General features: G+C 36.3%; 24 protein-coding genes. 17 read left to right on the top strand and 7 right to left on the bottom strand.

Annotation, left to right across the window (positions count from 1 at the left end; genetic code table 11):
• Nucleotides 1-70: 70 nt before the first annotated feature.
• Nucleotides 71-703: a 5' nucleotidase, NT5C type gene (locus CHB68_RS10850; protein WP_245838914.1), complete on the bottom strand. Its 633-nt coding sequence runs from the start codon at nucleotides 701-703 to the stop codon at nucleotides 71-73.
• Nucleotides 704-807: 104 nt separating this feature from the next.
• Here CHB68_RS10850 and CHB68_RS10845 point away from each other — a divergent pair, with 104 nt between their 5' ends.
• Nucleotides 808-1,392, top strand: a complete 585-nt coding sequence (locus CHB68_RS10845) for a DUF3332 domain-containing protein (protein ID WP_089260902.1) — start codon at nucleotides 808-810, stop codon at nucleotides 1,390-1,392.
• Nucleotides 1,393-1,464: 72 nt separating this feature from the next.
• Here the strand turns inward: CHB68_RS10845 and ahcY are convergent, their stop codons facing one another.
• On the bottom strand, nucleotides 1,465-2,781 hold the full coding sequence (gene ahcY / locus CHB68_RS10840; protein WP_089260901.1) for an adenosylhomocysteinase: 1,317 nt from the start codon (nucleotides 2,779-2,781) through the stop codon (nucleotides 1,465-1,467).
• Between the two features lie 83 nt (nucleotides 2,782-2,864).
• Here ahcY and CHB68_RS10835 point away from each other — a divergent pair, with 83 nt between their 5' ends.
• The 10 genes from CHB68_RS10835 to CHB68_RS10790 all read left to right on the top strand — a co-directional run bounded on the left by CHB68_RS10835 (nucleotide 2,865) and on the right by CHB68_RS10790 (nucleotide 11,766).
• Nucleotides 2,865-3,503 (top strand): 4'-phosphopantetheinyl transferase family protein, encoded by a 639-nt coding sequence (locus CHB68_RS10835; protein ID WP_089260900.1) that lies wholly within the window; start codon nucleotides 2,865-2,867, stop codon nucleotides 3,501-3,503.
• Between the two features lie 24 nt (nucleotides 3,504-3,527).
• The gene (locus tag CHB68_RS10830) at nucleotides 3,528-3,788 is read left to right on the top strand and encodes a thiamine-binding protein (RefSeq protein WP_089260899.1); all 261 of its coding nucleotides are present in this window, start codon (nucleotides 3,528-3,530) and stop codon (nucleotides 3,786-3,788) included.
• Entirely contained in the window at nucleotides 3,772-4,404 is a 633-nt protein-coding gene (pnuC, locus tag CHB68_RS10825) for a nicotinamide riboside transporter PnuC (RefSeq protein WP_089260898.1), read from the top strand. The genes CHB68_RS10830 and pnuC overlap by 17 nt, the downstream gene beginning before the upstream one ends.
• The gene (locus CHB68_RS10820; protein WP_089260897.1) at nucleotides 4,365-4,928 is read left to right on the top strand and encodes an AAA family ATPase; all 564 of its coding nucleotides are present in this window, start codon (nucleotides 4,365-4,367) and stop codon (nucleotides 4,926-4,928) included. Before pnuC ends, CHB68_RS10820 begins: the two co-directional genes overlap by 40 nt.
• Nucleotides 4,925-6,463 (top strand): DUF4301 family protein, encoded by a 1,539-nt coding sequence (locus CHB68_RS10815; RefSeq protein WP_089260896.1) that lies wholly within the window; start codon nucleotides 4,925-4,927, stop codon nucleotides 6,461-6,463. The genes CHB68_RS10820 and CHB68_RS10815 overlap by 4 nt, the downstream gene beginning before the upstream one ends.
• 205 nt (nucleotides 6,464-6,668) lie before the next feature.
• Nucleotides 6,669-6,971, top strand: coding sequence for a hypothetical protein (locus CHB68_RS10810; RefSeq protein ID WP_089261256.1), 303 nt, complete (start codon nucleotides 6,669-6,671; stop codon nucleotides 6,969-6,971).
• 151 nt (nucleotides 6,972-7,122) lie between these two features.
• On the top strand, nucleotides 7,123-7,428 hold the full coding sequence (locus tag CHB68_RS10805) for a hypothetical protein (RefSeq protein ID WP_089260895.1): 306 nt from the start codon (nucleotides 7,123-7,125) through the stop codon (nucleotides 7,426-7,428).
• 612 nt (nucleotides 7,429-8,040) lie between these two features.
• Nucleotides 8,041-8,358 carry a hypothetical protein gene (locus CHB68_RS10800; protein ID WP_089260894.1) on the top strand — a complete coding sequence of 106 codons (318 nt, stop codon included), beginning with the start codon at nucleotides 8,041-8,043 and terminating at the stop codon, nucleotides 8,356-8,358.
• Between the two features lie 183 nt (nucleotides 8,359-8,541).
• On the top strand, nucleotides 8,542-9,912 hold the full coding sequence (locus CHB68_RS10795) for a sigma-54-dependent transcriptional regulator (protein WP_089260893.1): 1,371 nt from the start codon (nucleotides 8,542-8,544) through the stop codon (nucleotides 9,910-9,912).
• A 123-nt stretch (nucleotides 9,913-10,035) separates the two neighbouring features.
• Nucleotides 10,036-11,766 carry an erythromycin esterase family protein gene (locus CHB68_RS10790; protein ID WP_089260892.1) on the top strand — a complete coding sequence of 577 codons (1,731 nt, stop codon included), beginning with the start codon at nucleotides 10,036-10,038 and terminating at the stop codon, nucleotides 11,764-11,766.
• A 240-nt stretch (nucleotides 11,767-12,006) separates the two neighbouring features.
• On the opposite strand, the gene CHB68_RS10785 is transcribed toward CHB68_RS10790, so the two are convergent.
• Complete coding sequence (locus tag CHB68_RS10785; protein ID WP_089260891.1) at nucleotides 12,007-14,436, bottom strand: hybrid sensor histidine kinase/response regulator; 2,430 nt, start codon at nucleotides 14,434-14,436, stop codon at nucleotides 12,007-12,009.
• 329 nt (nucleotides 14,437-14,765) lie between these two features.
• Between CHB68_RS10785 and CHB68_RS10775 the strand changes: the two genes are divergently transcribed.
• Both CHB68_RS10775 and CHB68_RS10770 read left to right on the top strand, forming a co-directional pair.
• Entirely contained in the window at nucleotides 14,766-16,940 is a 2,175-nt protein-coding gene (locus CHB68_RS10775) for a TonB-dependent receptor (RefSeq protein ID WP_089260889.1), read from the top strand.
• 105 nt (nucleotides 16,941-17,045) lie between these two features.
• Nucleotides 17,046-17,711 (top strand): beta/alpha barrel domain-containing protein, encoded by a 666-nt coding sequence (locus CHB68_RS10770; protein ID WP_089260888.1) that lies wholly within the window; start codon nucleotides 17,046-17,048, stop codon nucleotides 17,709-17,711.
• Here the strand turns inward: CHB68_RS10770 and CHB68_RS10765 are convergent, their stop codons facing one another.
• Nucleotides 17,712-18,149, bottom strand: coding sequence for a Rieske (2Fe-2S) protein (locus CHB68_RS10765; protein ID WP_089260887.1), 438 nt, complete (start codon nucleotides 18,147-18,149; stop codon nucleotides 17,712-17,714).
• Between the two features lie 132 nt (nucleotides 18,150-18,281).
• Between CHB68_RS10765 and greA the strand changes: the two genes are divergently transcribed.
• Together greA and CHB68_RS10755 are read left to right on the top strand one after the other, a co-directional pair.
• Nucleotides 18,282-18,758 carry a transcription elongation factor GreA gene (gene greA, locus CHB68_RS10760; RefSeq protein ID WP_089260886.1) on the top strand — a complete coding sequence of 159 codons (477 nt, stop codon included), beginning with the start codon at nucleotides 18,282-18,284 and terminating at the stop codon, nucleotides 18,756-18,758.
• A 75-nt stretch (nucleotides 18,759-18,833) separates the two neighbouring features.
• Nucleotides 18,834-19,226 (top strand): HIT family protein, encoded by a 393-nt coding sequence (locus tag CHB68_RS10755; protein WP_089260885.1) that lies wholly within the window; start codon nucleotides 18,834-18,836, stop codon nucleotides 19,224-19,226.
• Here the strand turns inward: CHB68_RS10755 and CHB68_RS10750 are convergent.
• On the bottom strand, nucleotides 19,213-19,569 hold the full coding sequence (locus CHB68_RS10750) for a hypothetical protein (protein ID WP_089260884.1): 357 nt from the start codon (nucleotides 19,567-19,569) through the stop codon (nucleotides 19,213-19,215). The two genes, CHB68_RS10755 and CHB68_RS10750, sit on opposite strands and share 14 nt — an antisense overlap.
• Nucleotides 19,570-19,572: 3 nt before the next feature.
• Entirely contained in the window at nucleotides 19,573-20,721 is a 1,149-nt protein-coding gene (locus tag CHB68_RS10745; protein WP_089260883.1) for a sensor histidine kinase, read from the bottom strand.
• A gap of 126 nt (nucleotides 20,722-20,847) precedes the next feature.
• Between CHB68_RS10745 and CHB68_RS10740 the strand changes: the two genes are divergently transcribed.
• Together CHB68_RS10740 and aat are read left to right on the top strand one after the other, a co-directional pair.
• Nucleotides 20,848-21,222, top strand: a complete 375-nt coding sequence (locus CHB68_RS10740) for a DUF3127 domain-containing protein (RefSeq protein ID WP_089260882.1) — start codon at nucleotides 20,848-20,850, stop codon at nucleotides 21,220-21,222.
• 91 nt (nucleotides 21,223-21,313) lie between these two features.
• A complete protein-coding gene (aat, locus tag CHB68_RS10735) occupies nucleotides 21,314-21,964 on the top strand; it encodes a leucyl/phenylalanyl-tRNA--protein transferase (RefSeq protein WP_245838913.1) in 651 nt (216 codons plus the stop codon).
• A 13-nt stretch (nucleotides 21,965-21,977) separates the two neighbouring features.
• Here aat and CHB68_RS10730 read toward each other — a convergent pair whose 3' ends face one another.
• Nucleotides 21,978-22,562: a hypothetical protein gene (locus CHB68_RS10730; protein ID WP_143815196.1), complete on the bottom strand. Its 585-nt coding sequence runs from the start codon at nucleotides 22,560-22,562 to the stop codon at nucleotides 21,978-21,980.
• Nucleotides 22,563-22,565 lie beyond the last annotated feature (3 nt).

The raw sequence follows: 22,565 nt of genomic DNA, 5'->3' as shown, positions 1-22,565 counted from the left end.
CAGTAAGTAATATATACAACAGCGGCCATTTATTTGGTCGCTGTTTTTTTAGCAACATTTTTACATGGTGTTACATCAATTTATTTGCAATTTCAAACCAGGTGTCTACACGTTCAAATCCTGATGTATTGATATTATGTGGTGAGGTAAATTGCAACGCACGCCCATTAAATTTTTCAAGATTGTAATTTCTGTCATCGATCAGGACATCACCCTTTAAAATATGCTTATGTCCGCATAGAATTCTATTCTGCCATGGAATAAAAGGAAAATGTTCATCTAGCCAATCGCTCTTTTCCTCTAATGAATTAGGAAACTGCATAGCTGCCGAGGCTATATAGACATCATGTTTGTTAGATAATTGTGCAAGTATTTCCTGGCTACCTGGTATAGGTTTTAAGTTTCTGAAAAAACCACGTCTGGTAGCATGTTTTTTAACACTCTCTTGGTGGGCTTCCGGTACCATGCGCCATACTTCAGAGCCCGCACAAAATTCTGTAGTCAATTCCCCTTTAAATTCTTGGTTGTAAAGCTCAATGTGCGCCCCGTAGGTATCCGCTATGACCTCGTCCATATCCACAAATATGATCATATTGTTCAATTTTATGACGAAGTACGGAAAATTACACCTTATAATAAAATGGGATATTGAACCAGCTGTAATTTTATAAAAGTCAAAATAATTGGGATTTTGTTGATTCATTTAAAGCTTTCAAAGAGCATTAAAGGCAATAAAATTTGTAAACAAGCATAGGTTTTCAATTTAAAATCATCTAATTTGATAGTTAATTCTAAACAATCTTAATTATGAAAAAATCAATTATCTGTGTTGCAATGGCCAGTACGCTATTATTTTCTAGCTGTCTAGGTTCTTTTAGTGCCTTTAATAATCTAAAGGATTGGAACCAAGGAGTGTCTGACAGTAAATTTGTAAACAACCTTGTATTTTGGGGTCTAAATATAATACCGGTTTATGGTCTGTTCTTTTTGGGAGATACCATAATTTTCAATGTTATTGAATTTTGGAGCGGTTCTAATCCAATTGCCATGAAAGAAGGAGAACAAGAAACGCAAATGGTAGAAAGAGACGGAAATACTTTTGAAATGACCGCTACTAAAAACAGAATGCAGATTACCGTTGTTGAGGGACCTAAAAAAGGAAAAAAGATAGATTTGGTTTATAAGCCAAGCGAAAAATCTTGGAACGCGGTAAGACCAAATGGAGAAATTATTAAATTATCTTCCTTTGAAGAAGGATTTTATATTGTTTATATGCCCAATGGACAGGAAATAAAAATTAATCCGTTAAGTTCAAAAGAGGAAGGTTTGGCCCAAATAAAGGAACAGACAGATTGTTATTATTTAGAAGGAATGTTAGCTTCAAATAATTAATAAATAACATAGTGGTCAACAAATAAAAAAGGTCCTGATTTTCGTCAGGACCTTTTTTGTATAATGAACTTATTAGTATCTATAGTATTCCGGTTTAAACGGACCTTCTACGGTTACCCCAATATATTCAGCTTGATCTTGCTTTAATTCGGTAAGTTCCGCCCCTAAGCGAGATAAGTGTAATTTGGCAACCTTTTCATCTAAATGTTTAGGTAGCATATATACCTTGTTCTCATAAGAATCGCTATTTTTCCAAAGCTCTATCTGTGCCAAGGTCTGGTTGGTAAAAGAATTGCTCATTACAAAACTAGGATGTCCTGTGGCACAACCTAAGTTTACCAATCTTCCTTCTGCCAATACAATTACATCCTTGCCGTTAATGGTATATTTATCTACCTGTGGCTTGATTTCATCCTTGGTGTGGCCATGGTTTTTGTTTAACCAGCCCATATCTATTTCATTGTCAAAGTGGCCTATGTTACAAACAATGGCCTTATCCTTTAGTGCTTCAAAATGCTCAGCTCTGATAATATCCTTATTACCTGTGGTGGTGATAACGATATCCGCATTGCCTATTACCGTTTCCAATTTTTTGACTTCAAATCCGTCCATACAAGCCTGTAGGGCGCAAATTGGGTCAATTTCGGTAACCGTAACTATAGATCCGGCACCTTTGAACGAAGCCGCCGTACCTTTGCCAACATCTCCATATCCTGCAACAACTACGCGTTTACCTGCTAACATGGTATCCGTGGCCCTACGTATGGCATCTACCGCACTTTCCCTACACCCATATTTATTATCAAATTTTGATTTAGTAACAGAATCGTTCACATTAATGGCGGGCATAGGTAGTGTACCATTTTTTACACGCTCATATAAACGGTGTACTCCTGTAGTAGTTTCTTCTGAAAGTCCTTTAATACCTGCGGCCATTTCGGGATATTTATCCAGCACCATATTGGTAAGGTCGCCGCCATCATCAAGGATCATGTTCAACGGTTTTCTGTCCTCTCCAAAAAATAAGGTTTGTTCAATGCACCAATCAAACTCTTCTTCGTTCATACCCTTCCAGGCATAAACAGGTACACCGGTTGCGGCAATTGCGGCAGCAGCCTGATCTTGGGTAGAAAATATATTACATGAGCTCCAAGTTACCTCTGCGCCCAATGCGGTCAATGTTTCGATCAACACAGCTGTCTGTATGGTCATATGAAGACATCCGGCAATACGCGCGCCCTTTAAAGGTTGTTCATTTTTGTACTCTTCTCTTAACGACATTAATCCCGGCATTTCAGCTTCTGCCAGTTCAATTTCTTTCCTTCCCCAATCGGCAAGTGTAATATCCTTAACCTTATAAGGCACATACGGTATAGTTTTCGTGCTCATATCTATATTATTTTATACTTTCGTTTATCTGTGATCAGCAATTTTTATGAAGTCACAAAGGTACGAATAACCCTAAGAATCCCATGCCGCTTTACAAAACAATAATAATTGATAATGATACCTCCCTCGCCATTTGGAAGGTTGAGGAAACTGAGGAAATGTTGTGGGATAATGTTGAGCTCAGTCCACATTGCCAATCACGGTTCAATGGTATGAAATCAACTTTGCACAGAAGGGCCTTTTTAAGTATTAGGCACTTGTTGGCCCAGTATGGGTATACGGATTTTGATCTGGTGTATGATGATAATGGTAAACCACATTTAAAAGATGGGAAGTATATTTCTATAACCCATTCCCATAATTTTACAGGAATTATTATTAGCAGTAGGCTAGAGGTTGGCATTGATATTGAGATGCAGCGAGATAAAATATTGCGCATTGCGCATAAGTTTACCCCGTTTGAGGAATACCGTACCTTGGCAAATACTGCTGCCATTATTAGGAAACTTACCATTGTTTGGGGCGCTAAAGAATCCTTATATAAAATTTATGGGGAACGCGGATTAAGCTTTCTGCAGCATATAAATGTACAGGATTTTTTATTTGAAGATTGTAGCACAACAGCTGAAATAATTTACAACGGTACCCTTTCTCATTATCAAATACATTTTTTAGAATTTGAGAATTTCACTTGTGTGTATGCGGCAAAGAATAGAATATAACTAATCATTTTTCAATAAATTTTTATGGAAATTTCAGTAGAATTAACTTTTTCACCCCTACAGGACGATTTTGAGGAACATATCATTCAATTCATACAGAAGTTAAGGCAATCTGGATTGACCATTTTGGAAAACCCGCTGAGCACACAGGTCTATGGATCTTATGATAAAGTTATGGAAGTATTGAACCAAGAAATTAAAATTGCATTCAATTTAATGGACCGTGGACTTCTGTTCATGAAAATTGTAAAATCTGATAGAAGTAACTATGAGCCCCATTTTTGATTATTTTTTTGGGCAGTACAGTACGTATGACACTATAGATATAATACTTGAAATCACTGCCGTAATTTTTGGCTTACTGTCAGTTTGGTTTTCCAAACAAAACAACATTTGGGTATATCCTACCGGATTGTTAAGCACATCAATTTTCGTCTATTTATTATTAAAATGGGGCTTATTGGGAGATATGCTTATCAATGTCTATTACTTTATAATGAGTTTATATGGTTGGTATATATGGACTAGAAAGATAGATGAGACCCATGTTACCCCTATTACTACCGTTACCAAAAGAGAGCATATAATCTCATTACTTATTTTCCTGACAACCATTGTATTTGTTTATATGGTGTATCAAGTTTTTGATAAATGGAATAGTTGGACCGCTTATGTAGATACGATAACAACAGCAATCTTTTTTGTGGGAATGTGGTTAATGGCAAAGAGAAAAGTAGAAAATTGGATATATTGGATTATTGGAGATATAATATCCGTACCATTATATTTTTATAAAGGTTTTACATTCACTAGTTTTCAGTATTTAATCTTTACAATACTGGCCATATATGGTTATAATGCATGGAAGAAAAATATAAACAGCAGCCGTCCAATATCTTAAAGGTTGTTCTTTTTGGGCCCGAGTCTACGGGAAAAACAACATTATCGGAGCAGTTGGCCAGGCATTACCATACCGTATGGGTCCCGGAATATGCCAGGGAATATTTACAGGATAAATGGAACAATGAACGCAAGACCTGTGAGCCTCATGATTTGTTACCTATAGCAGCAGGCCAAATGAGGCTGGAAAACGAACTGACCAAAAAAGCAACTAATATTTTGATTTGCGACACTGATCTTTTGGAAACAAAAGTATATTCGGAGGCATATTATATTGGTGATTGTGACCCTATCCTTGAAAAGTACGCCTTGGAGAATTCCTATGACCTGTATCTGCTGACCTATATTGATATACCATGGGAGGCGGACGATCTACGGGACAAACCAAATGAACGCGCAGAAATGTTTTCCTATTTTAAGGAAACCTTGGAAAAATACGGTAAAAATTTTATTACCTTGAAGGGTGACAAGAAAACCAGATTGGAAAAAGCCATTAACCATATAGACCAGTTATTAAATACATGATACAGTTTACAGAGAACGACGAAAAACAATTAAAGGAAAAAGGTATTGCCAAGGAAAAGGTAATGGAACAGATCAATACCTTTAAAGAGGGTATCCCCTTTGTTAATCTTCGCAATGCGGCCATAATTGGAAATGGAATCTTAAAATTCAGCCCATCCGAAGAGAATGAGCTGATCAAGTTATACGAGCACAAATTAACCAATTTGGAGGTTTTGAAATTTGTACCGGCTTCTGGGGCTGCTTCTAGAATGTTCAAGGCTTTGTTCAATTTTTTGGATGTTTACGATCCAGCTAAGGAAACGCTTAAAGATTATCTGGGGAGAACAGGTGATAAGGATATCAAGATTTTTTCTGAAGGCATGGAACGCTTGCCTTTTTATGATTTGGTAATCAGTAGATTGCCCAATAAAAATGGAACAGAAGGTGAAGTTGTTTATCATTTTGTAACAGAGCTTTTAGGTGAAAATGCATTGAATTATGGTTTTTATCCTAAAGGTTTATTGCCTTTTCATAATTACAACGGTACTACGGCCACTCCTTTTGAAGAACATTTAAAGGAAGGCGCTCTTTATGCAGGTGCTAATGGTAAGGCAAAATTACATTTTACGGTATCTGGCCAACATGAGGAAATGTTTAAGGAAGAGTTTGCAAAAGTAGGTCCTAGAGTATCTAACGATACCGGATTACAATATGAGATTGACTATTCATTTCAAAAACCGTCTACGGATACGTTGGCCGTTGATATGGAGAACAAACCTTTTAGAAATCCAGATGGTACGGTACTTTTTAGGCCGGGCGGTCATGGTGCATTGATAGAAAATTTAAATGATCAGGATGCGGATATTATTTTTATTAAAAACATAGATAATGTAGCCGTTATGAAAGATGCCAAAGAAGTGGCCGATAGTAAAAAGGTTTTGGCCGGAACGCTATTGAAAGTACAGGAAAAGGCGTTTGAATATGCCAAACAAATAGAAGAAAGACAACTAACGGAAAATGAAATTGAGGAAATCAGTTCTTTTTTAAGGGATGAACTTAATGTTAGGTTCAATGAAGATTTTTCAACAATTTCCATGAATGAACAGATTGCAGTATTGAGAGACAAGATCAATAGGCCAATACGTATAGCCGGTATGGTTAAAAATGAGGGCGAACCTGGTGGTGGGCCTTTTTGGGTGACCAATGCCAATGGTGAAGTTTCATTACAGATTATAGAATCCGCACAGATAAATATGGACGATAATCAACAAGCGGATATTATGAGGAACTCAACACATTTTAATCCTGTGGATTTAGTGTGCGGAGTAAGAAATTTTAAAGGGGAAAAGTATAATTTGCTCAAATTCGTTGATGATAAACAGGGTTTTATTACGGGGAAGACCAAAGACGGTAAGGAGCTGAAAGCTTTGGAATTACCAGGATTATGGAACGGAGCAATGGCATTTTGGAATACTATTTTTGTTGAGGTTCCTTTGGTGACCTTTAATCCTGTTAAGAGTGTTGTAGATTTATTAAAGGAGTCGCATCAGGTTTAACACTAACTTATAATGAAATTTGAAAAGTGTGTAGTTTCTACACACTTTTTTATTTGGATACAATTTTACACAGTATTGATTTTGATTTATTGTTTGGTAACAATCTAATAATCAATTAATTAATCAACTTATCTGGTCTTGTTCTTTTTTGGCATAATTATTCTAAGTAGGGATAGTAAGAATGTTTAATTTAAAAGCAATACAGATGAGAAAAATAGTTTTGGCCACAGCATTGGCAATAGGTAGTATATCAATAGGAACGGCGGCAACACCCATAATTTTTCATGATGGTATCATGGAAGAAGTTATGCAACAGGATTTTCAGGAGATAGCGGTATCAGAAGTTCCATCTCCGGTTATCCAAGCATTGGAAGAAGATTATGCGGGAGCAGTCGTAAATAAGGCTTATGTAGATGAAAACAAGACATATAAGTTAGAGGTGACCAATGAAGATGGTACCATGGTAGAATTATTTGCCGATGAAGATGGAAATTGGTTGAATATGTAAATTCCCCCAAATATTTAGTTGTTTATGTAAAAGCTGCCTAGGCAGCTTTTATTAGTTGTAATAAGTAAAAAAACTAGAGCTGTAATCCATTCCTACATTTAGACCGTAGATAAGTAGAGAGATAAATTTTTTAATGATTAAAATATTTAGGATGAAAAAGAGTGTGTTACTTTCTTTAATGGCAATAGGCATTATGTGTAATGTTTCTGCCATGAACGTTTCTGAAATAGCAAATAATAAAATTGCCATCAATAATACTGATGAATATGTCAAAATTAAGTCAAGTGAACTTACTCCTCAGGTAATAGAGGAGATTTTAAAACAATATCCAACATCAAAACTTGGTGCCGCCTATAAAAATAATAGTGGTGAATTTAAATTGGTCATGGTTTTGAAGAGCGGTACAAGAAGGACTGTTTATATTGACCAATATGGCAATTGGATAAATAAAAAATAAACTTATTTGGTCATTAAGATCAAAAAAAAACTGCAATCTGCAGTTTTTTTTATTTTAAATGTGACCTGTTTAAAAAAGTGGTGTCTAAATAAGTGTAGCAGAATTATGAACAAATGGTCACTATAATTTTTATTTCGATAACAATGGCGATTACGATATTAACAGTAGCGGTAATTTCAAAAATATGTTGGGAACGGTAAAAATTAAAAAAATCACTTTCGCGTAAACACTAACCGTTAACTATGAAGGTGCCACCAGAATTAATTGAATTTTAAAATATTCCCCGAGGTTGACTAAGTCTTGTTTGATTTGATGCAAAATTAATAAAGGAGTTGATTTAAAATTTTAAAAGTAAAGTTTGATAGGTGGTTTTAAGGAGTTGCATTTGCAACTCCTTTTTTTTTAATAGGTATACGTCTCTCCAATTTCTTCATTAAGGGTGTGTAAAGTTTACCCACTCTATACTTGGTTTACCAATATTACCCAACTTATAAAACCTATGCATAACCATAAACACCTAATTTTTAGTGTTTTATATGGTGTATGATTCTTTGGCATATTTATTACTTAAGTATAGATAACAGAATGATTATTAATTTAAAATAGATTAAGATGAAGACATTATTTTTATTAGGAGCAATAACTTTAGGAGGATTTACGGCAAATGCACAAGATGCTTTATTTTCTCAATCAGGAATCGTACATAATGAAGTAAAGGAAATAATGGTTACGGCCAATGATTTCACGGAAATTTCAGTTTCACAGGTTCCCCAAGCCGTAATGGATGCCATTTCCACAAATTTTCCAACGGCAAATTTGGATAAGGCATTTACCAATGAGGAAAAGCAGTATAAATTAGTCCTTTCATTAGAGGATGGTACTCAAGGAACAGTATATGCAGATGAGGATGGTAATTGGCTGGACATGTAAATTTTAAGTGTAATTTAAGTGTAACTTGTATATACAAGTTGGTTTGGTCGGGTAAGAGTAGGTCATATACTACTCTTACCTTTTTTTATGGAAAATAGAATTAAAATGTTTAAGATAATTTTAAAATACAAATAGCTGGCATATGGTATTTTTACGTAGATACTTTAGAACACGTAAACAACTATGGCCAGAATCCTTATAATTGAAGATGATGCTGCTTTTGCCCAAATGCTTCAAAAATTTTTGATCAGAAACAATTTTGAGGTTTTGGTTAGTCATACAGGTGCCGATGCCGAGAATAAAATAAAAGAAGGAAATTTACAATTGGTCATTACTGACCTTAGGTTGCCCAATTATGATGGCTTGGATTTGGTATCGGCATTACAGGGAAAGATACCTATAATTGTCATGACCGGTTATGCAGAAGTGGCCTCTGCGGTCAAGGCTATGAAAATGGGTGCTTATGACTATATCTCCAAACCCTTTACGCCGGATCAAATGTTGGCCGTTATCGATGGAGCTTTGCATGCCAAGCCTTTAGAACCTAAAGTAAAAAGTACTGATAAGAATCAGGAAAAAGAATTACAAGTGCAACGGGCACAACAAGGGGTATCATCAGATAAAACTACAGGGCTATTACTTGTGAGTGATGCTACGCAGAAACTGGAGGAATATATTTCGTTGGTAGCGCCAACGGATATGTCCGTTCTCATCATTGGAGAAAGCGGTACAGGTAAGGAGGTGACCGCCAAGGCCATTCATGAAAAAAGCTTGCGAAAAGAGCAGCCATTTGTTGCTTTGGATTGTGGTGCCATACCCAAGGAATTGGCATCCAGTGAATTTTTTGGTCATTTAAAGGGTAGTTTTACAGGAGCCATAGCAGATAAAATAGGAAGTTTTGAAGCGGCCAATGGTGGAACCCTCTTTTTAGATGAGGTAGGTAATCTTTCTTATGAAAACCAAATGCAATTGCTAAGGGCTTTGCAGGAGCGTAAAATCAAAAGAATTGGTAGTAACAAGGAAATTAATGTAGATGTTAGAATTCTCTCTGCCACCAATGAAGATTTAAAGGCTGCGGTAGAGAAGGGTACATTTAGGGAAGATCTATATCATAGGCTAAATGAATTTTCTTTGCAAATACCCGCACTTAAGGATAGACATGGAGATTTAAAGGCTTTTGCAACTTATTTTTTAGAAAAGTTCAATGGAAAATTAGGCAAGCAAGTGGCCGATTTTTCCCCTGAAGTTTGGAATGTTTTCAATACATACACCTGGCCTGGTAATATACGTGAATTGCAAAATGTAATTCAACGGGCCGTATTATTATCAACGGAAAACACAATAGAAATACATACTTTGCCTGCGGAGTTACTTGAAAAAAAGGATGTTCCCAAAGATTTTGGAGCATTATCAAAAGCAGATTTTGAAAAGGAACAGATAATAAATGCCTTAAAAAAAACAAATTACAACAAGTCCAAGGCGGCCAAATTATTGCAGGTTACCCGAAAAACATTGTACAACCGTATAAATTATTATGATTTGGATGTGCTTTAATCCAAGCGCAATGTTACAACAAATAGCTCCAAAAATGAAACCGAAAGTGAATTGAATTCAAAATTGGATTGTTAAAAATTAGGAGTTCTAATAAACGATAGGTTTTAACTATAATAATAGATTATGAGAACAACAATTCTATTAATTTTTGTTTGTTTAACCGGCAAATCATTTTCACAAGAATTTCTTAATCTTGGATTTGAATTTGAATTGCGAGGCTCTGAAACACCAAAGAAGTGGTGGTATACTACAAGTTCTGGTTATATTTTTAAATGGGATGGCAACGAAAAACATGAGTCTAATAGAAGTTTAAAAATAATAAGCAATAATCCTAAGGAAAATCAATCTGGAGTTTTTACCGCAAGTTTTCCTGTCGCTTATGCAATAGGCAGAAAGATAGAGCTTAGAGGTCATGTAAAAACCGAATCAATAAATAACGGATATGCCGGTCTTTGGTGGAAAGTAGATGGACAGGATGGGGTTCTGGCATTTGATAATATGGAGAACAATGGCTTAAAAGGTACGAATGAATGGCAGGAAGTCTCGCTAATGATGAGTGTTGACGAGAAGGCTAAAGAAATCACCTTTGGGGGCTTATTGCTGGGTAACGGAGTAGCTTGGTTTGATAATTTTAAAATTCTGATCGACGGAAAAACATTTAACGATTTACAACCTAGATCAACCGAACTCACAACTGACGAACTGGCATGGCTAAAAAAAAATGTTTACCCATTATCAACTTATGACCCTAGTACGAAATCCGATGTAGATCTTGAAGTTTTCGGTTCTCTAATAGGAGATGCCCAGGTTGTAGCGCTCGGAGAGGTTACCCATGGATCGAGTGAAATATTCCAGATGAAGCATCGATTGCTCAGATACTTAGCTGAGAAAAAAGATTTCGAAATTTTTTCCATGGAGGCCAATATGCCTGAAGCATATAAGCTCAATGACTACACTATGCATGGAAAGGGAAACCCAACGGAATTGATTAAAGGCATGCATTTTTGGACTTGGAGCACCCAGGAAGTATTGAATATGGTGAAATGGATGAAGTTGCACAACGCTACCACACAAAAAATTCAATTCACGGGATTTGATATACAATATTATAATTTATCGGTAGAGGAGTTGGAAAAAGCATTTAAAGATCATAATACTATATTGGAAGATTTGACGTCCATTAAACGGATATTGGATAAAACTTCAGCAAAACATCAAGGTTCAAGGATGGGTGCTGTTTCCCAAGACGATAAAGATACTATCGTGGAAAAATTAGAACATGTGAGGAATGTAATTGAAAAATTAGGTCTTACCAAGGATAGGACGGCATGGCTATACCAAAATATTAGGGTCATTGAGCAATATATAGATAAAACTGTATTCTCATGGGATAAATTTATGGCAGAAAATCTATTATGGATAAAATCCCAAAATCAAGATTCGAAAATAGCAATATGGGCACATAATGCTCATGTACAGAGAACGATGCACGGCATGGGAAATTATCTATCCGATAGTTTGACGAATGATTATGTGGCGGTAGGTTTTGCATTTAGTAGAGGTACCTATACTGCAATGGGGGAAAATGGACTAACCACTTATCAGGCGCAGGTACCTTATAATGGTACTTTTGAAAAATTTTTCGAATCTATTGATGTTCCAATATTTATTATTGATCTCCGTAGAATTAAAGAAGAAAAACCAATGCATGCCAAATGGCTTTTGGAAAAAATGGACTTTAGGCAAGTAGGATCTATGAAGATGAAAAGTGAATTTTACGAGACAGATATAAGCGGAGATTATGATTTGATACTCTATATCAATAACTCATCGGGCTCAAAACTTTTGGATTGACCTTTATCTTTAGAATAGGAAATCGGAATGGACTTCCGAGCAAGTTTGTTCAGTCGGAATTGAATCAGAACGTGCTTACTCGAATCCGTTGCAACTTGTTGTAACAAAACCTAAACGTAATGCGGACTTTAGGGCTGAAACGAATGGGCTGTATATATTTATAAAGTCGTTAAATCTTATGGTTTTAGCTTCGTGCGCAGACGGAAACGAAAAGTTTCATTGCCTCCGCACTACGCTTAGCTAAACCGATATGGCCTTAATAATAACGTTGATATTTTGTTTTACCGCAAGATGTTTTTCCTTTATTTGTTGAGCAGTAAGTTCCTTGCGTTTTAAGCGCTCAAATTGTTCTAGAACATCTACTACTTTTTTGGCATTCAATTGGCGGAACATAGGAAGCATTTTATGGGCCGTTTTGTTAATTTCAGTAATATTCAAAGCGTCAACGGCAGCAGTCAGATTTTTAGCATTCTCTTCTGTATCTTTTAAAAAAGTTGAAAGAATTTCGTTAAGCGCCGCTTCATCGTTTCCAATGAACATTTTTAGGGTATCAAAGGTAAATGGACCTTCTTTGACCTTAGTTTGTATAGGAGCTGTGGTATTCACTTTTTCTGTAAAGGTTATGGGGCCAAATAGCTTTAGTTTTTGCAGCAATTCTGTTTTAGAGAATGGTTTGCGCAACAGTTCATCAAATCCTTTATTCCTAAAATGTTCAACGCTTAGGTCGTTCCTTCCGGTCATTGCAATAATGGGCTGGTCGGTATGGTTAGGAAATAATGGTGATCGCAGTTTAGTGACTACATCATAACCTGTGGCGTTGGGCATTTCAATATCGGTCAAGACAACATCATAATGAAAATTGACGGCTGTGTCGTATGTATTAAAATTGGTATATAAACGGGTGTTAATGTGTGCGGATTTCATCATCTCTCCAATTAGTTGTAAAAATGAAGGGTCATCATCGATTACTAGAGCACTATTAATACGTTTCTTTTTATTGCTGCCAGATTGTGGTACGGTATTTAATACACCAAATTGTGTAGGTATTTTTAAAGTAAACTTGCTGCCACTCCCAATTTCACTTTCCAAAATAATTTTTCCGTTCAGTAGTTCCGTAAGTTTTTTGGTAATGGTAAGGCCCAATCCATAGCCTTCATGTTTTTTATTGGTAGTAGTGCCGGCCTGTGTAAATTCCTTAAAAATAAGCTTTTGCTGTTCTTTGGATATCCCAATACCCGTATCTTCTATAATAATGTACAATACGGGTTCATTTCTTACCTGTTTAATGAAAGCAGATAAGGTTATTTTGCCCTGTTCCGTAAATTTGAAGGCATTTCCCAATAGGTTAGATAGAATCTGCCTTAACCTAAAATCATCTAAAACTATTGGTTTCGCTAAAGATGTGTCCAGATTGAGAATGAGATCAATGTTTTTTTGAGAATATTGTGTAGCAATGTTGGTAGCGCTTTCCCGCAGCAGTTGGTCCACGAGAAAAGTATTGTTTTTGGCAACCATTTTTCCGGCCTCCAATTGTGAGAAATCCAATAGGTCGTTCACAAGATTGTTTACATATCCGGTGGCAGATTTAATATGGTTCAAATGTTCTTTGTCTATGGTTTTAGATGTTTCAATAAGTTGGGTATACCCAGAAATGGTATTAAGGGGTGTTCTTAGATCATGGCTTACGGTCGCTATAAGTTGTTCCCTACTTTTTAACAAGGATTCTGAAAGCTGTTTTTCCTTCTCCAGTTTTTCCCTTAGCAAGTTCACTTTCCAAAAATCGCGGTTCAGGATAAAGATGAATACCCCGACCACCAAAAAACCTAGTATCGCGGCAATAACGGCCAATTTTATACTTCTGTTCAATAACGTTTCCTTTTTAATGGAATTGGCCAAACTGTTCATAGTAATTTCATGCTCAAAGGAAGACAGTATGCTTCGCAATTGCTGGGTAAGTTCCATATCGGTCTTATTAATGGAGTTTTCGCGCATTGCCAAGGAATTTTCGGTATTGTTGTTTTCCTGCTGAACGTCTTTTAGAAGATTTTTAGAAATAGTAAGTACACTATCCATACGTTGAGCTTTTAATTGGGGATTTTCTTCCTGTGGTATATTGGCGTTAAGATAATCCGCTACTTTTTTAATGGCGCTTTGGGCTTTTGGGGATAGTTCATCTATATTGGGTGCCAAACTTTCTGGTTTTATAATTCCTAAGGATTCCTCAAGTTTATCGAATTCCTTTAATGCGAAGTCAATGGCTGAACTCGTTTGATCATTAATTTTTAGGGTTCTAAGGGCATTGATGTTGGTTGCTTTTTTTCGTAACAATGAATGTAGGCTATCCAATAGACCTTTTTGATATGTGTTTTCGGTCAAAAGTTTAAGCGCCTCAATATCCGTGTATATGGAATCTATTTTGTTTTGGTATGCCGTAAAGTTAGATTTGCTTCTGGTCTGTATGGCAAGTTTTGACAAGCTTTCTGCTTCATATAGTTGGGCTAGAAAAGAGTTGGTCCTTAAGAGTTTGTTATCCTTTTCTGTGGTAGTTTCAGTAGCAATATATGCGTTGACCTCATTATATATATAATAAGATGCTATAATAGCCAATAGGACAAGCAATAAATAACTTAAAGTGATTTTTACGGTGAAATTATTTTTCTTGGTGTCCATGTAAATAAATTAAATCCTCCTTGAATGTACGTTTAAACGCTCTTCCGTAGTTTTAAATTGGTGTTAATTATGAAGGCATTATTTTTCATGATTATGTTATGAGAGATGAAATTATGGTACTACATTTGTACCATCTCAAAGGGGTGCCCAAAGCTGACAAATGTTGGCCCAAAGCTGAGATTATACCCAAAGAACCTGGGCAGGTAATGCTGCCAAGGGAGGCGATGATCGCCATTAGGTGCAAACGTTGTCAAAAACTAAAATTTAGACAACAAAAATCAATAGAAACTTTAGAATAATAGCCCCTTTTATTCGTAGAATATATACGGATGAAACCAGTTATTTTTACAATTGTCGCATTTTTTACTTTTAACTTGGGCTTACTGGCTCAAGAGCAGGAAATAGATTCTTTACAAGGTAGTAAGGTTGTTTTAGATGAGGTCTTTGTATCTGCCCTAAGGGTAACCAAATCGTCTCCGGTAACTTTTTCAAATTTGACCAAGGAAGAAATTAAACCTAGGAATTTAGGTCAGGATATTCCTGTACTAATGAATTTTTTACCCTCAGTGGTTACTACCACAGATGCAGGTGCCGGTGTAGGTTATACCGGTATACGTGTTAGGGGTAGTGATGCCACCAGGGTCAATGTTACCATTAACGGCGTTCCTTATAATGATGCAGAATCCCAAGGGACCTTTTGGGTTAATATGCCAGATTTTGCCTCTTCTACGGAAAGTTTGCAATTACAGCGTGGTGTTGGTACGTCTACCAACGGTGCCGGCGCTTTTGGGGCAAGTTTAAATGTATTGACCGATGGCTTTTCTCAAGAAGCTTATGGTCAAATCTCTACATCTGTCGGGAGCTACAATACACTTAGGAACAACTTGAAGTTTAGTACAGGTATGTTGAATGACCAGGTTGAAATTTCAGGACGACTATCAAAAATTAACTCGGACGGTTATATCGATAGGGCCAGATCAGATTTAGACTCCTATTTTTTGCAGGGAGCCTATAAGGATGATAATACCTTGGTCAAAGCACTGCTTTTTGGTGGTCATGAAATTACGTACCAAGCTTGGTACGGTATAGATGCCGAAACCTTAAAGGAAGATAGAACCTTTAACCCTTCAGGTATATATACCGATGAAAACGGAAACACTCAATTTCATGATAATGAAGTGGATAATTACAAACAAGACCATGCGCAATTATTATGGAACGAGCAGATTTCCAATGAGTGGAGTACTAATTTAGCATTGCACTATACAAGGGGTAGGGGTTACTTTGAACAATATAAGGAAGATGATGATTTTGCAACGTATGGTTTTGAGCCTATAACCGTCAATGGCGAGGAAATCACCGAAACGGATATCATAAGAAGACGTTGGTTGGATAATGATTTCTATGGAACGGTTTTTTCTGCGAATTACAAGAAAGAAAAGTTAGATTTAATAATAGGTGGTGGTCTAAATAAATACGAAGGCGATCATTTTGGGGAGGTTATCTGGGCTAGATATGCCAGTAATAGTAATTACCAAGACCGTTATTATGATGATAGTTCCGCTAAAACAGATTTTAATCTATATACAAAGGCAAATTATCAATTAAACGAGCAATGGTCACTATATGGAGATGTGCAATATAGAACTGTTGGTTATGAGGCTAATGGTGAGGATACCGGTTTGGTTGACGATACCTTCAACTTTTTTAATCCAAAGGCAGGGATAATCTTTGATCTTAATAAGAACAATAATTTTTATTTATCATATGCAGTGGCCAATAGGGAGCCTAATAGAAATGATTATGAGAGTGGAAATCCAAAACCGGAACGTTTAAATGATTTTGAATTGGGGTGGCGTTATATATCCGCAGATGTTCAATTCAACACTAACGTTTATTATATGAATTACAGGGACCAATTGGTTTTGACCGGTGAGTTAAACGATGTTGGCGCCCCATTACGTGAAAATGTAGGGGAGAGTTATCGTTTAGGACTAGAAATAGATGCCAATATAGGATTAGGGGAAAAACTGTTAGTAAAACCCAATGTGGCAATAAGTACTAATAAGAACCAAGATTTTGTATTTGAAAGGGATGGAGTACTGCAAGAACTTGGAAAGACCAACATTGCCTTTTCTCCTAACTTCATTTTTGGAAATATTATTTCATATAACCCGGTCAATGAATTGAACATTTCATTTTTGTCCAAATATGTAGGAAAGCAGTATATGGGGAACATAGATTCTGATAATTCTATATTGGATGCCTATTCGCAAAGCGATTTGAATTTACAGTATACCATAACATGTAATGGATTCTTAAAAAGTATTGTTTTATCTGGTTTGGTCAATAATGTATTCAATGCCAAATACGTGTCTAATGGTTATTTCTATACCTATGACGATACTTTTAGCGTTCCTGGCACTACAACTACCATAGAAGGTGCAGGTTATTATCCTCAAGCAGGTACTAATTTCCTTCTTGGTGCCACAATAAATTTCTAGGAATATTATGAAGAAAACGGCATTGTAAATTTGTCTTAAATATTTAATGTAAATCAATTAGGTAAGAAAGAATACTCTAATTTAGGACCCTAATATTCAGGGGTTATGGAGGGTAATGTTCCGGTATTTGGAAGTAAGCTAAGAAACAATATTGTTATTGTTCCGGAAGTCATTTCCCAATGCTCTGGTATACGGGTTTTTGGACAGTCCATTAAATCATTCCTCTTTAGTACAGATGTGGCCATTATAAGGAATACGAATGCCAATGCTATAATAGCGGTATATCCTTTTACCCCACAGCCCGTAATTTCAAATGCTTTGATCTTGGCCGCGGACAAACCTATTTTCTGTGGTGTGGGTGGCGGTATTACCACAGGTGTACGTTCTTTGGAGTTGGCTATCCATGCAGAATTCCAAGGCGCTTTGGGAGTAGTACTCAATAAACCAACGCCAAATAGTCTAATAACAAAATTGAAGGAGAAAATAGATATTCCAGTTACGGTCACCGTGGTATCCGGAAAAGAGGATATTCAAGGTAGGATAAAAGCGGGAGTAGATATTTTTAATGTGTCCGGGGCAGGCAATACGGTTGATATTATTAAAAAGATACGGGACATAGATAACAATGTGGCTATAATTGCAACAGGAGGTAAAACCAATGAAACAATATTGGAAGCCATAGAGGCAGGGGCCAATGCCATAAGTTATACCCCACCCAGTACGGGTGAATTGTTCAAAGGTATTATGGAAAAATATAGGTTAGAGGAATAATCAATTGGAGATCACAACGGTATTCCCGGTTAAAGAGGCGCGGTATTCCAACAAGTCATAATACCGTTTTCCGTCTTCCGGCCGGTTTAAAAGTTGACCGGTAAATAAACTATATTCATAGTCTTCGCAGGAACACGTAACTACTTGGCCGTTTAAGCTCATGGTAGAACAATCATTTGGTGCATGATTGGGACAACTGGCTTCAAACGCCCTAAACTGATCAAAACCTGTATTTATGACAAAAACACCCCTTGTTCCGGCCAAATTACTTGATATAGGTATAGCAGTTCCAATATTTGTTAGTGGGTTATATTCTGGTAAGTTCAAATTGGCATCGAACCTAAAACTTACCTCCAATAAATAAGGATTTCTATTGGTGCCATCATTACTACATGAGATAAAAATTAGTAGAAATAGAATACTTAAATATCGGATCATGGTGTAATTTTGTTTTGAAAAACTTCAGCAAATGTGCGTAAAAAATATGTATATTTGTGTTAAATCCTCTCTTAAAAAGCCGTTATAAAAGGCATTTGCAGAGGATTTGTCTATTTATAAAACGAGGATGTTATGAGTAACGTATCTTATTATACTGCCGAAGGGTTAAAAAGGCTAAAAGCGGAACTAAACCATTTAAGGGACGTAGAACGCCCAAAGGCATCTCAGGCTATTGCGGAGGCTAGGGACAAGGGAGACCTATCCGAGAACGCAGAATATGACGCGGCAAAAGAGGCCCAAGGACTTTTGGAAATGAAAATCTCAAAATTGGAGAATACGGTAGCCAATGCACGTTTAATAGACGAGTCGCAACTAGATACTTCTAAGGTATTGGTGCTGTCTACCGTAAAACTTAAAAACCAAAATAACGGAATGGAGATGACCTATAAACTGGTGGCGGAAAGCGAAGCGGACCTAAAAGCGGGCAAGATTTCGGTAAGTTCACCTATCGGTAAGGGTCTTTTGGGAAAAAAAGTAGGCGATACTGCAGAAATTGTTGTGCCCAGTGGAGCTATCAAATTTGAAATTCTTGAAATTTCTAGAACATAGAAATTGTAATTTGTTATATTTAATCCTATCCCATTCTGGATAGGATTTTTTTGTGCAATTAAATATTAAAAAAAGATGCCAACTATTTTCACAAAGATCATCAATGGTGAAATACCATGTTTTAAGGTAGCCGAAGATGAAAATTTTTTAGCTTTTTTGGACATTAATCCTAATGCCAAAGGGCATACGCTTTGCATACCCAAAAAAGAGGTGGATAAAATTTTGGACTTGGATGAAGAGACATATATAGGCCTAATGGCTTTTTCTAGGAAAGTGGGCAAGGCATTGCAGCAAACCGTAGCGTGCAAAAGAGTGGGTATGTCCGTAATAGGTTTAGAGGTTCCCCATGTACATGTTCATTTAATTCCCTTGAACAATATGAAGGATATTACATTTCAGCACAAGGTATCTCTTAGTGATAAGGAATTTACAGATCTTGCCAAGGCCATAGGTGCTAAAGTTGAATAGCGCCTGTGATATAAAGATAGATTACCCCTGCTATGAGTGCTATGATAACCAAAAAGAGACTGTAAAATAATAGTGTAGGTTTAGAGGATTTTTTGGCAGGCACAGCAGTTTTTTGATAGTAATTGTACATACGTTCAATATCCTCTGTCCAACTAATAGGGTAAATAGTGGTCTTACAGGTATTGCATACCAATTTGTGACTTAGTTCTCCCGTAATTTTATGAAAAAAACGGCCATAGGTGTGTTTTTGAAAAAAGGTAAGGTTCAAATCTTGGTTGAAGCACTCGGGACAGTTATTGTTAAGATTTGCCTCCTTTATGATGTTCAGTTTTTCCTTTGCCATAGATCAATGTAATACTTTAAGCGATATTTGCATTATAGTACCTTCTTTGCCAGATGACAATACTTTTATTTTGCCATCATGATATTCTTCCACAATACGTTTTACCAAAGAAAGGCCAAGGCCCCATCCTCTTTTTTTAGAAGTGAAACCAGGTGTAAAGATACTATTATAGTTGCTTTTTGAAATACCGTGACCGGTATCGGCAATCAATATATTCACAAATTTACCTTCAGGGACAATTTCTATGGCAATACTGCCCTTGCCGCGCATAGCGTCTATTCCGTTCTTGACTAAATTCTCTATGGTCCAATTATAAAGGGAACTATTGAGCATAACGGGTAACTTTTCCACTTTGGTCTGCAAGCTAAAATGAATGAGTTTGGAGCTTCTTCTCTTTAAATAATCATAAGCATCCTTTGTTTCCTTTACAATATCACTTTCAACAAGTTTAGGTAAAGATCCTATTTGTGAAAAGCGTTCTGTAATGGTTTGTAACCGATCTATATCCTTGTCTATTTCCTTGGTGATACTCGGGTTAATGTCTTCTGTTTTCAATAGCTCGTTCCATCCTAGCAATGATGAAAGGGGCGTACCTATTTGATGGGCAGTTTCCTTGGCCATACCTGCCCATAGTTTATTTTGCTCCGCGGCCTTGTTGGTTTTGAAAAGAAAATAGATAACGGCGGCAAAAAGAAATATGATTAAAAGAAGGGCAATAGGGTAAAATTTTAACTTGTTGAGTACCTCAGAATTTCCGTAATACAAAGTAGCTAAATGTTCGCCTTGTTGGTCTATTGAAATTGGGGTGTTCTCGTTCTTGAACTTGTTTAACTGTCGTTGAATATATAGGGAGTCATCAACCTTTGATGGAGGGAAATTATTGACCCTAATGGATTTATCCTTGTTAATAAGGATCATTGGGGTAGAGGTGTTGTTTTGAAATACCTTTAAATGTAAACTACCTAGATCAACGGTTTCGGAAGATTGTAGAAATTCTGATTGCGCAGTGGCCCAAATTTCCATTTTTAAGCGTTCCTCTTCTTTAAATTGTTTAAAAAAACTGTTTGTATTCCATAAGATAAGGCTCACCACTACAAAAGAACCTATCAATAGAAAAATGTTGGAAATCTTGTTTTTAGGAATAAAGTTCATCCACGTGTATTCTAATATTAAGGATAACACCAAATGTAAATAATTGTTGTGTTGTTATTGTCCTTGCTTGTTTTAATACCGCATCATTTTATGTATTTTTGGACTTTATTGTAAAAAGAGTTCAACATGGAAATAGAAGGTAAAGTAAAATTGATCGGAGAAACCCAAACATTTGGTAATAATGGGTTTAGAAAAAGAGAATTGGTCGTCACTACGGATGAACAGTACCCGCAACATATAATGATTGAGTTTGTACAGGATAAATGTGACATGTTGAATAGCTATGCGGTTGGACAAGATGTTAAGGTCAGTATTAATTTAAGGGGAAGGGAATGGACCAACCCTCAGGGCCAGGTTAAATATTTCAATTCTATACAGGGTTGGAGAATAGAGAACGTATCACAATCCCAACCAGAAGGAATGCCACCGGTACCTCCAATGGAAGCTTTTGAGCCGGCAGACAATTTAAACGAAGAAGACCATGACGATCTACCTTTTTAAAAAGGTAATTATTATAAATGGTTTAAGTATAAAACTTGTTCAGCTATAAGTTGGGCAAGTTTTTTATTTTAGGACAATAAATTTCAGATAAGTGAAAAGTCCACATAGATTGTTCTATTTAACGGATAGGTTAGAATTTCCACCTGTTGAAACTGCAAATAGCGAAGGTCTTTTGGCCGTTGGTGGTGATTTGTCCGTGGAGCGGTTGGTATTGGCCTATACAAACGGAATATTTCCGTGGTTCAATGATGAATCGCCCATATTGTGGTGGAGTCCCGACCCTAGAATGGTCTTGTATCCGGATAAAGTAAAAATTTCCAAAAGTATGCGTAAGGTACTTAGGGACAATCGTTTTAGATTGACCAAGAATACCTGTTTTCAACAAGTTTTGGAGCATTGTTCTAGTATTGAAAGAGAAGGGCAAGATGGTACTTGGATAACGCAAAATATGAAAAAGGCCTACTGTGCAATGCATGAAAAGGGCTATGCAACATCCTATGAGGTGTGGGAGCAAAATGAACTGGTTGGTGGTCTGTACGGTATTGATCTAGGTCATATTTTTTGTGGGGAGAGTATGTTCAGTATAACATCCAATGCATCCAAATTTGCCTTTATCAAATTGGCGGAAGATTTACATGCCAAAGGATATAAAGCCATAGATTGCCAATTATATACTGCACATTTGGCCAGTTTGGGTGCACAGGAAATTCCCAGGGAAAAATTTATGGAGTTGTTGAAATAATCATGGTAATACCTTAATAGAGGACATGGTCATAATTCTGCGGTAATGCTATGCGTTCTTGCCTTAAATTTCCATCTGCATCAAATAACAATTCATACTGATCGTGGCGCTTATTCTTTTTGCCAGCAACAATAAATTTATAGTGTACCGTAGGTAATAGTAGATTTTGAAAGGCGTTTTTAAAAGTTACGTCTAAAGCTTCGTTATTTGAATGATATTGCTGTTGTATACTTTTTATTTTGTATTTGGAGAACATATTGTCTAAATATGAATCTATTTGGGAATATGAATCATTGGGGATATCCATACGCTTTATCTTAATCTGTATCAACTCTAAATCACCATTTTCTTGAAATTGTACGCCATACCAAAGTTTGTCTTTTTTAAATTTTGCAAGATAAACGGGTATAGAACTGTCTATTTCCTGGTAAAACTTTAGTCGTTTAATTTCTTGCACATGTTGATGGATCAATGAAAGGGAACGTGCCGGAAATTGGCTTTTTATTATTCTAAATTCTCGTTCAAATATCTCTTGAGCGCTAAGTACGGAACAGCAAGTAATAAATAAGACGAATATAAGGACTAATGATCTGCTCAAAGG

This window comes from Maribacter sedimenticola (assembly GCF_900188415.1).
Classification (GTDB): Bacteria; Bacteroidota; Bacteroidia; order Flavobacteriales; family Flavobacteriaceae; genus Maribacter; species Maribacter sedimenticola.
Note: the sequence above shows the minus strand (reverse complement) of the source record. Positions and strands in the feature narration are given on the sequence as shown.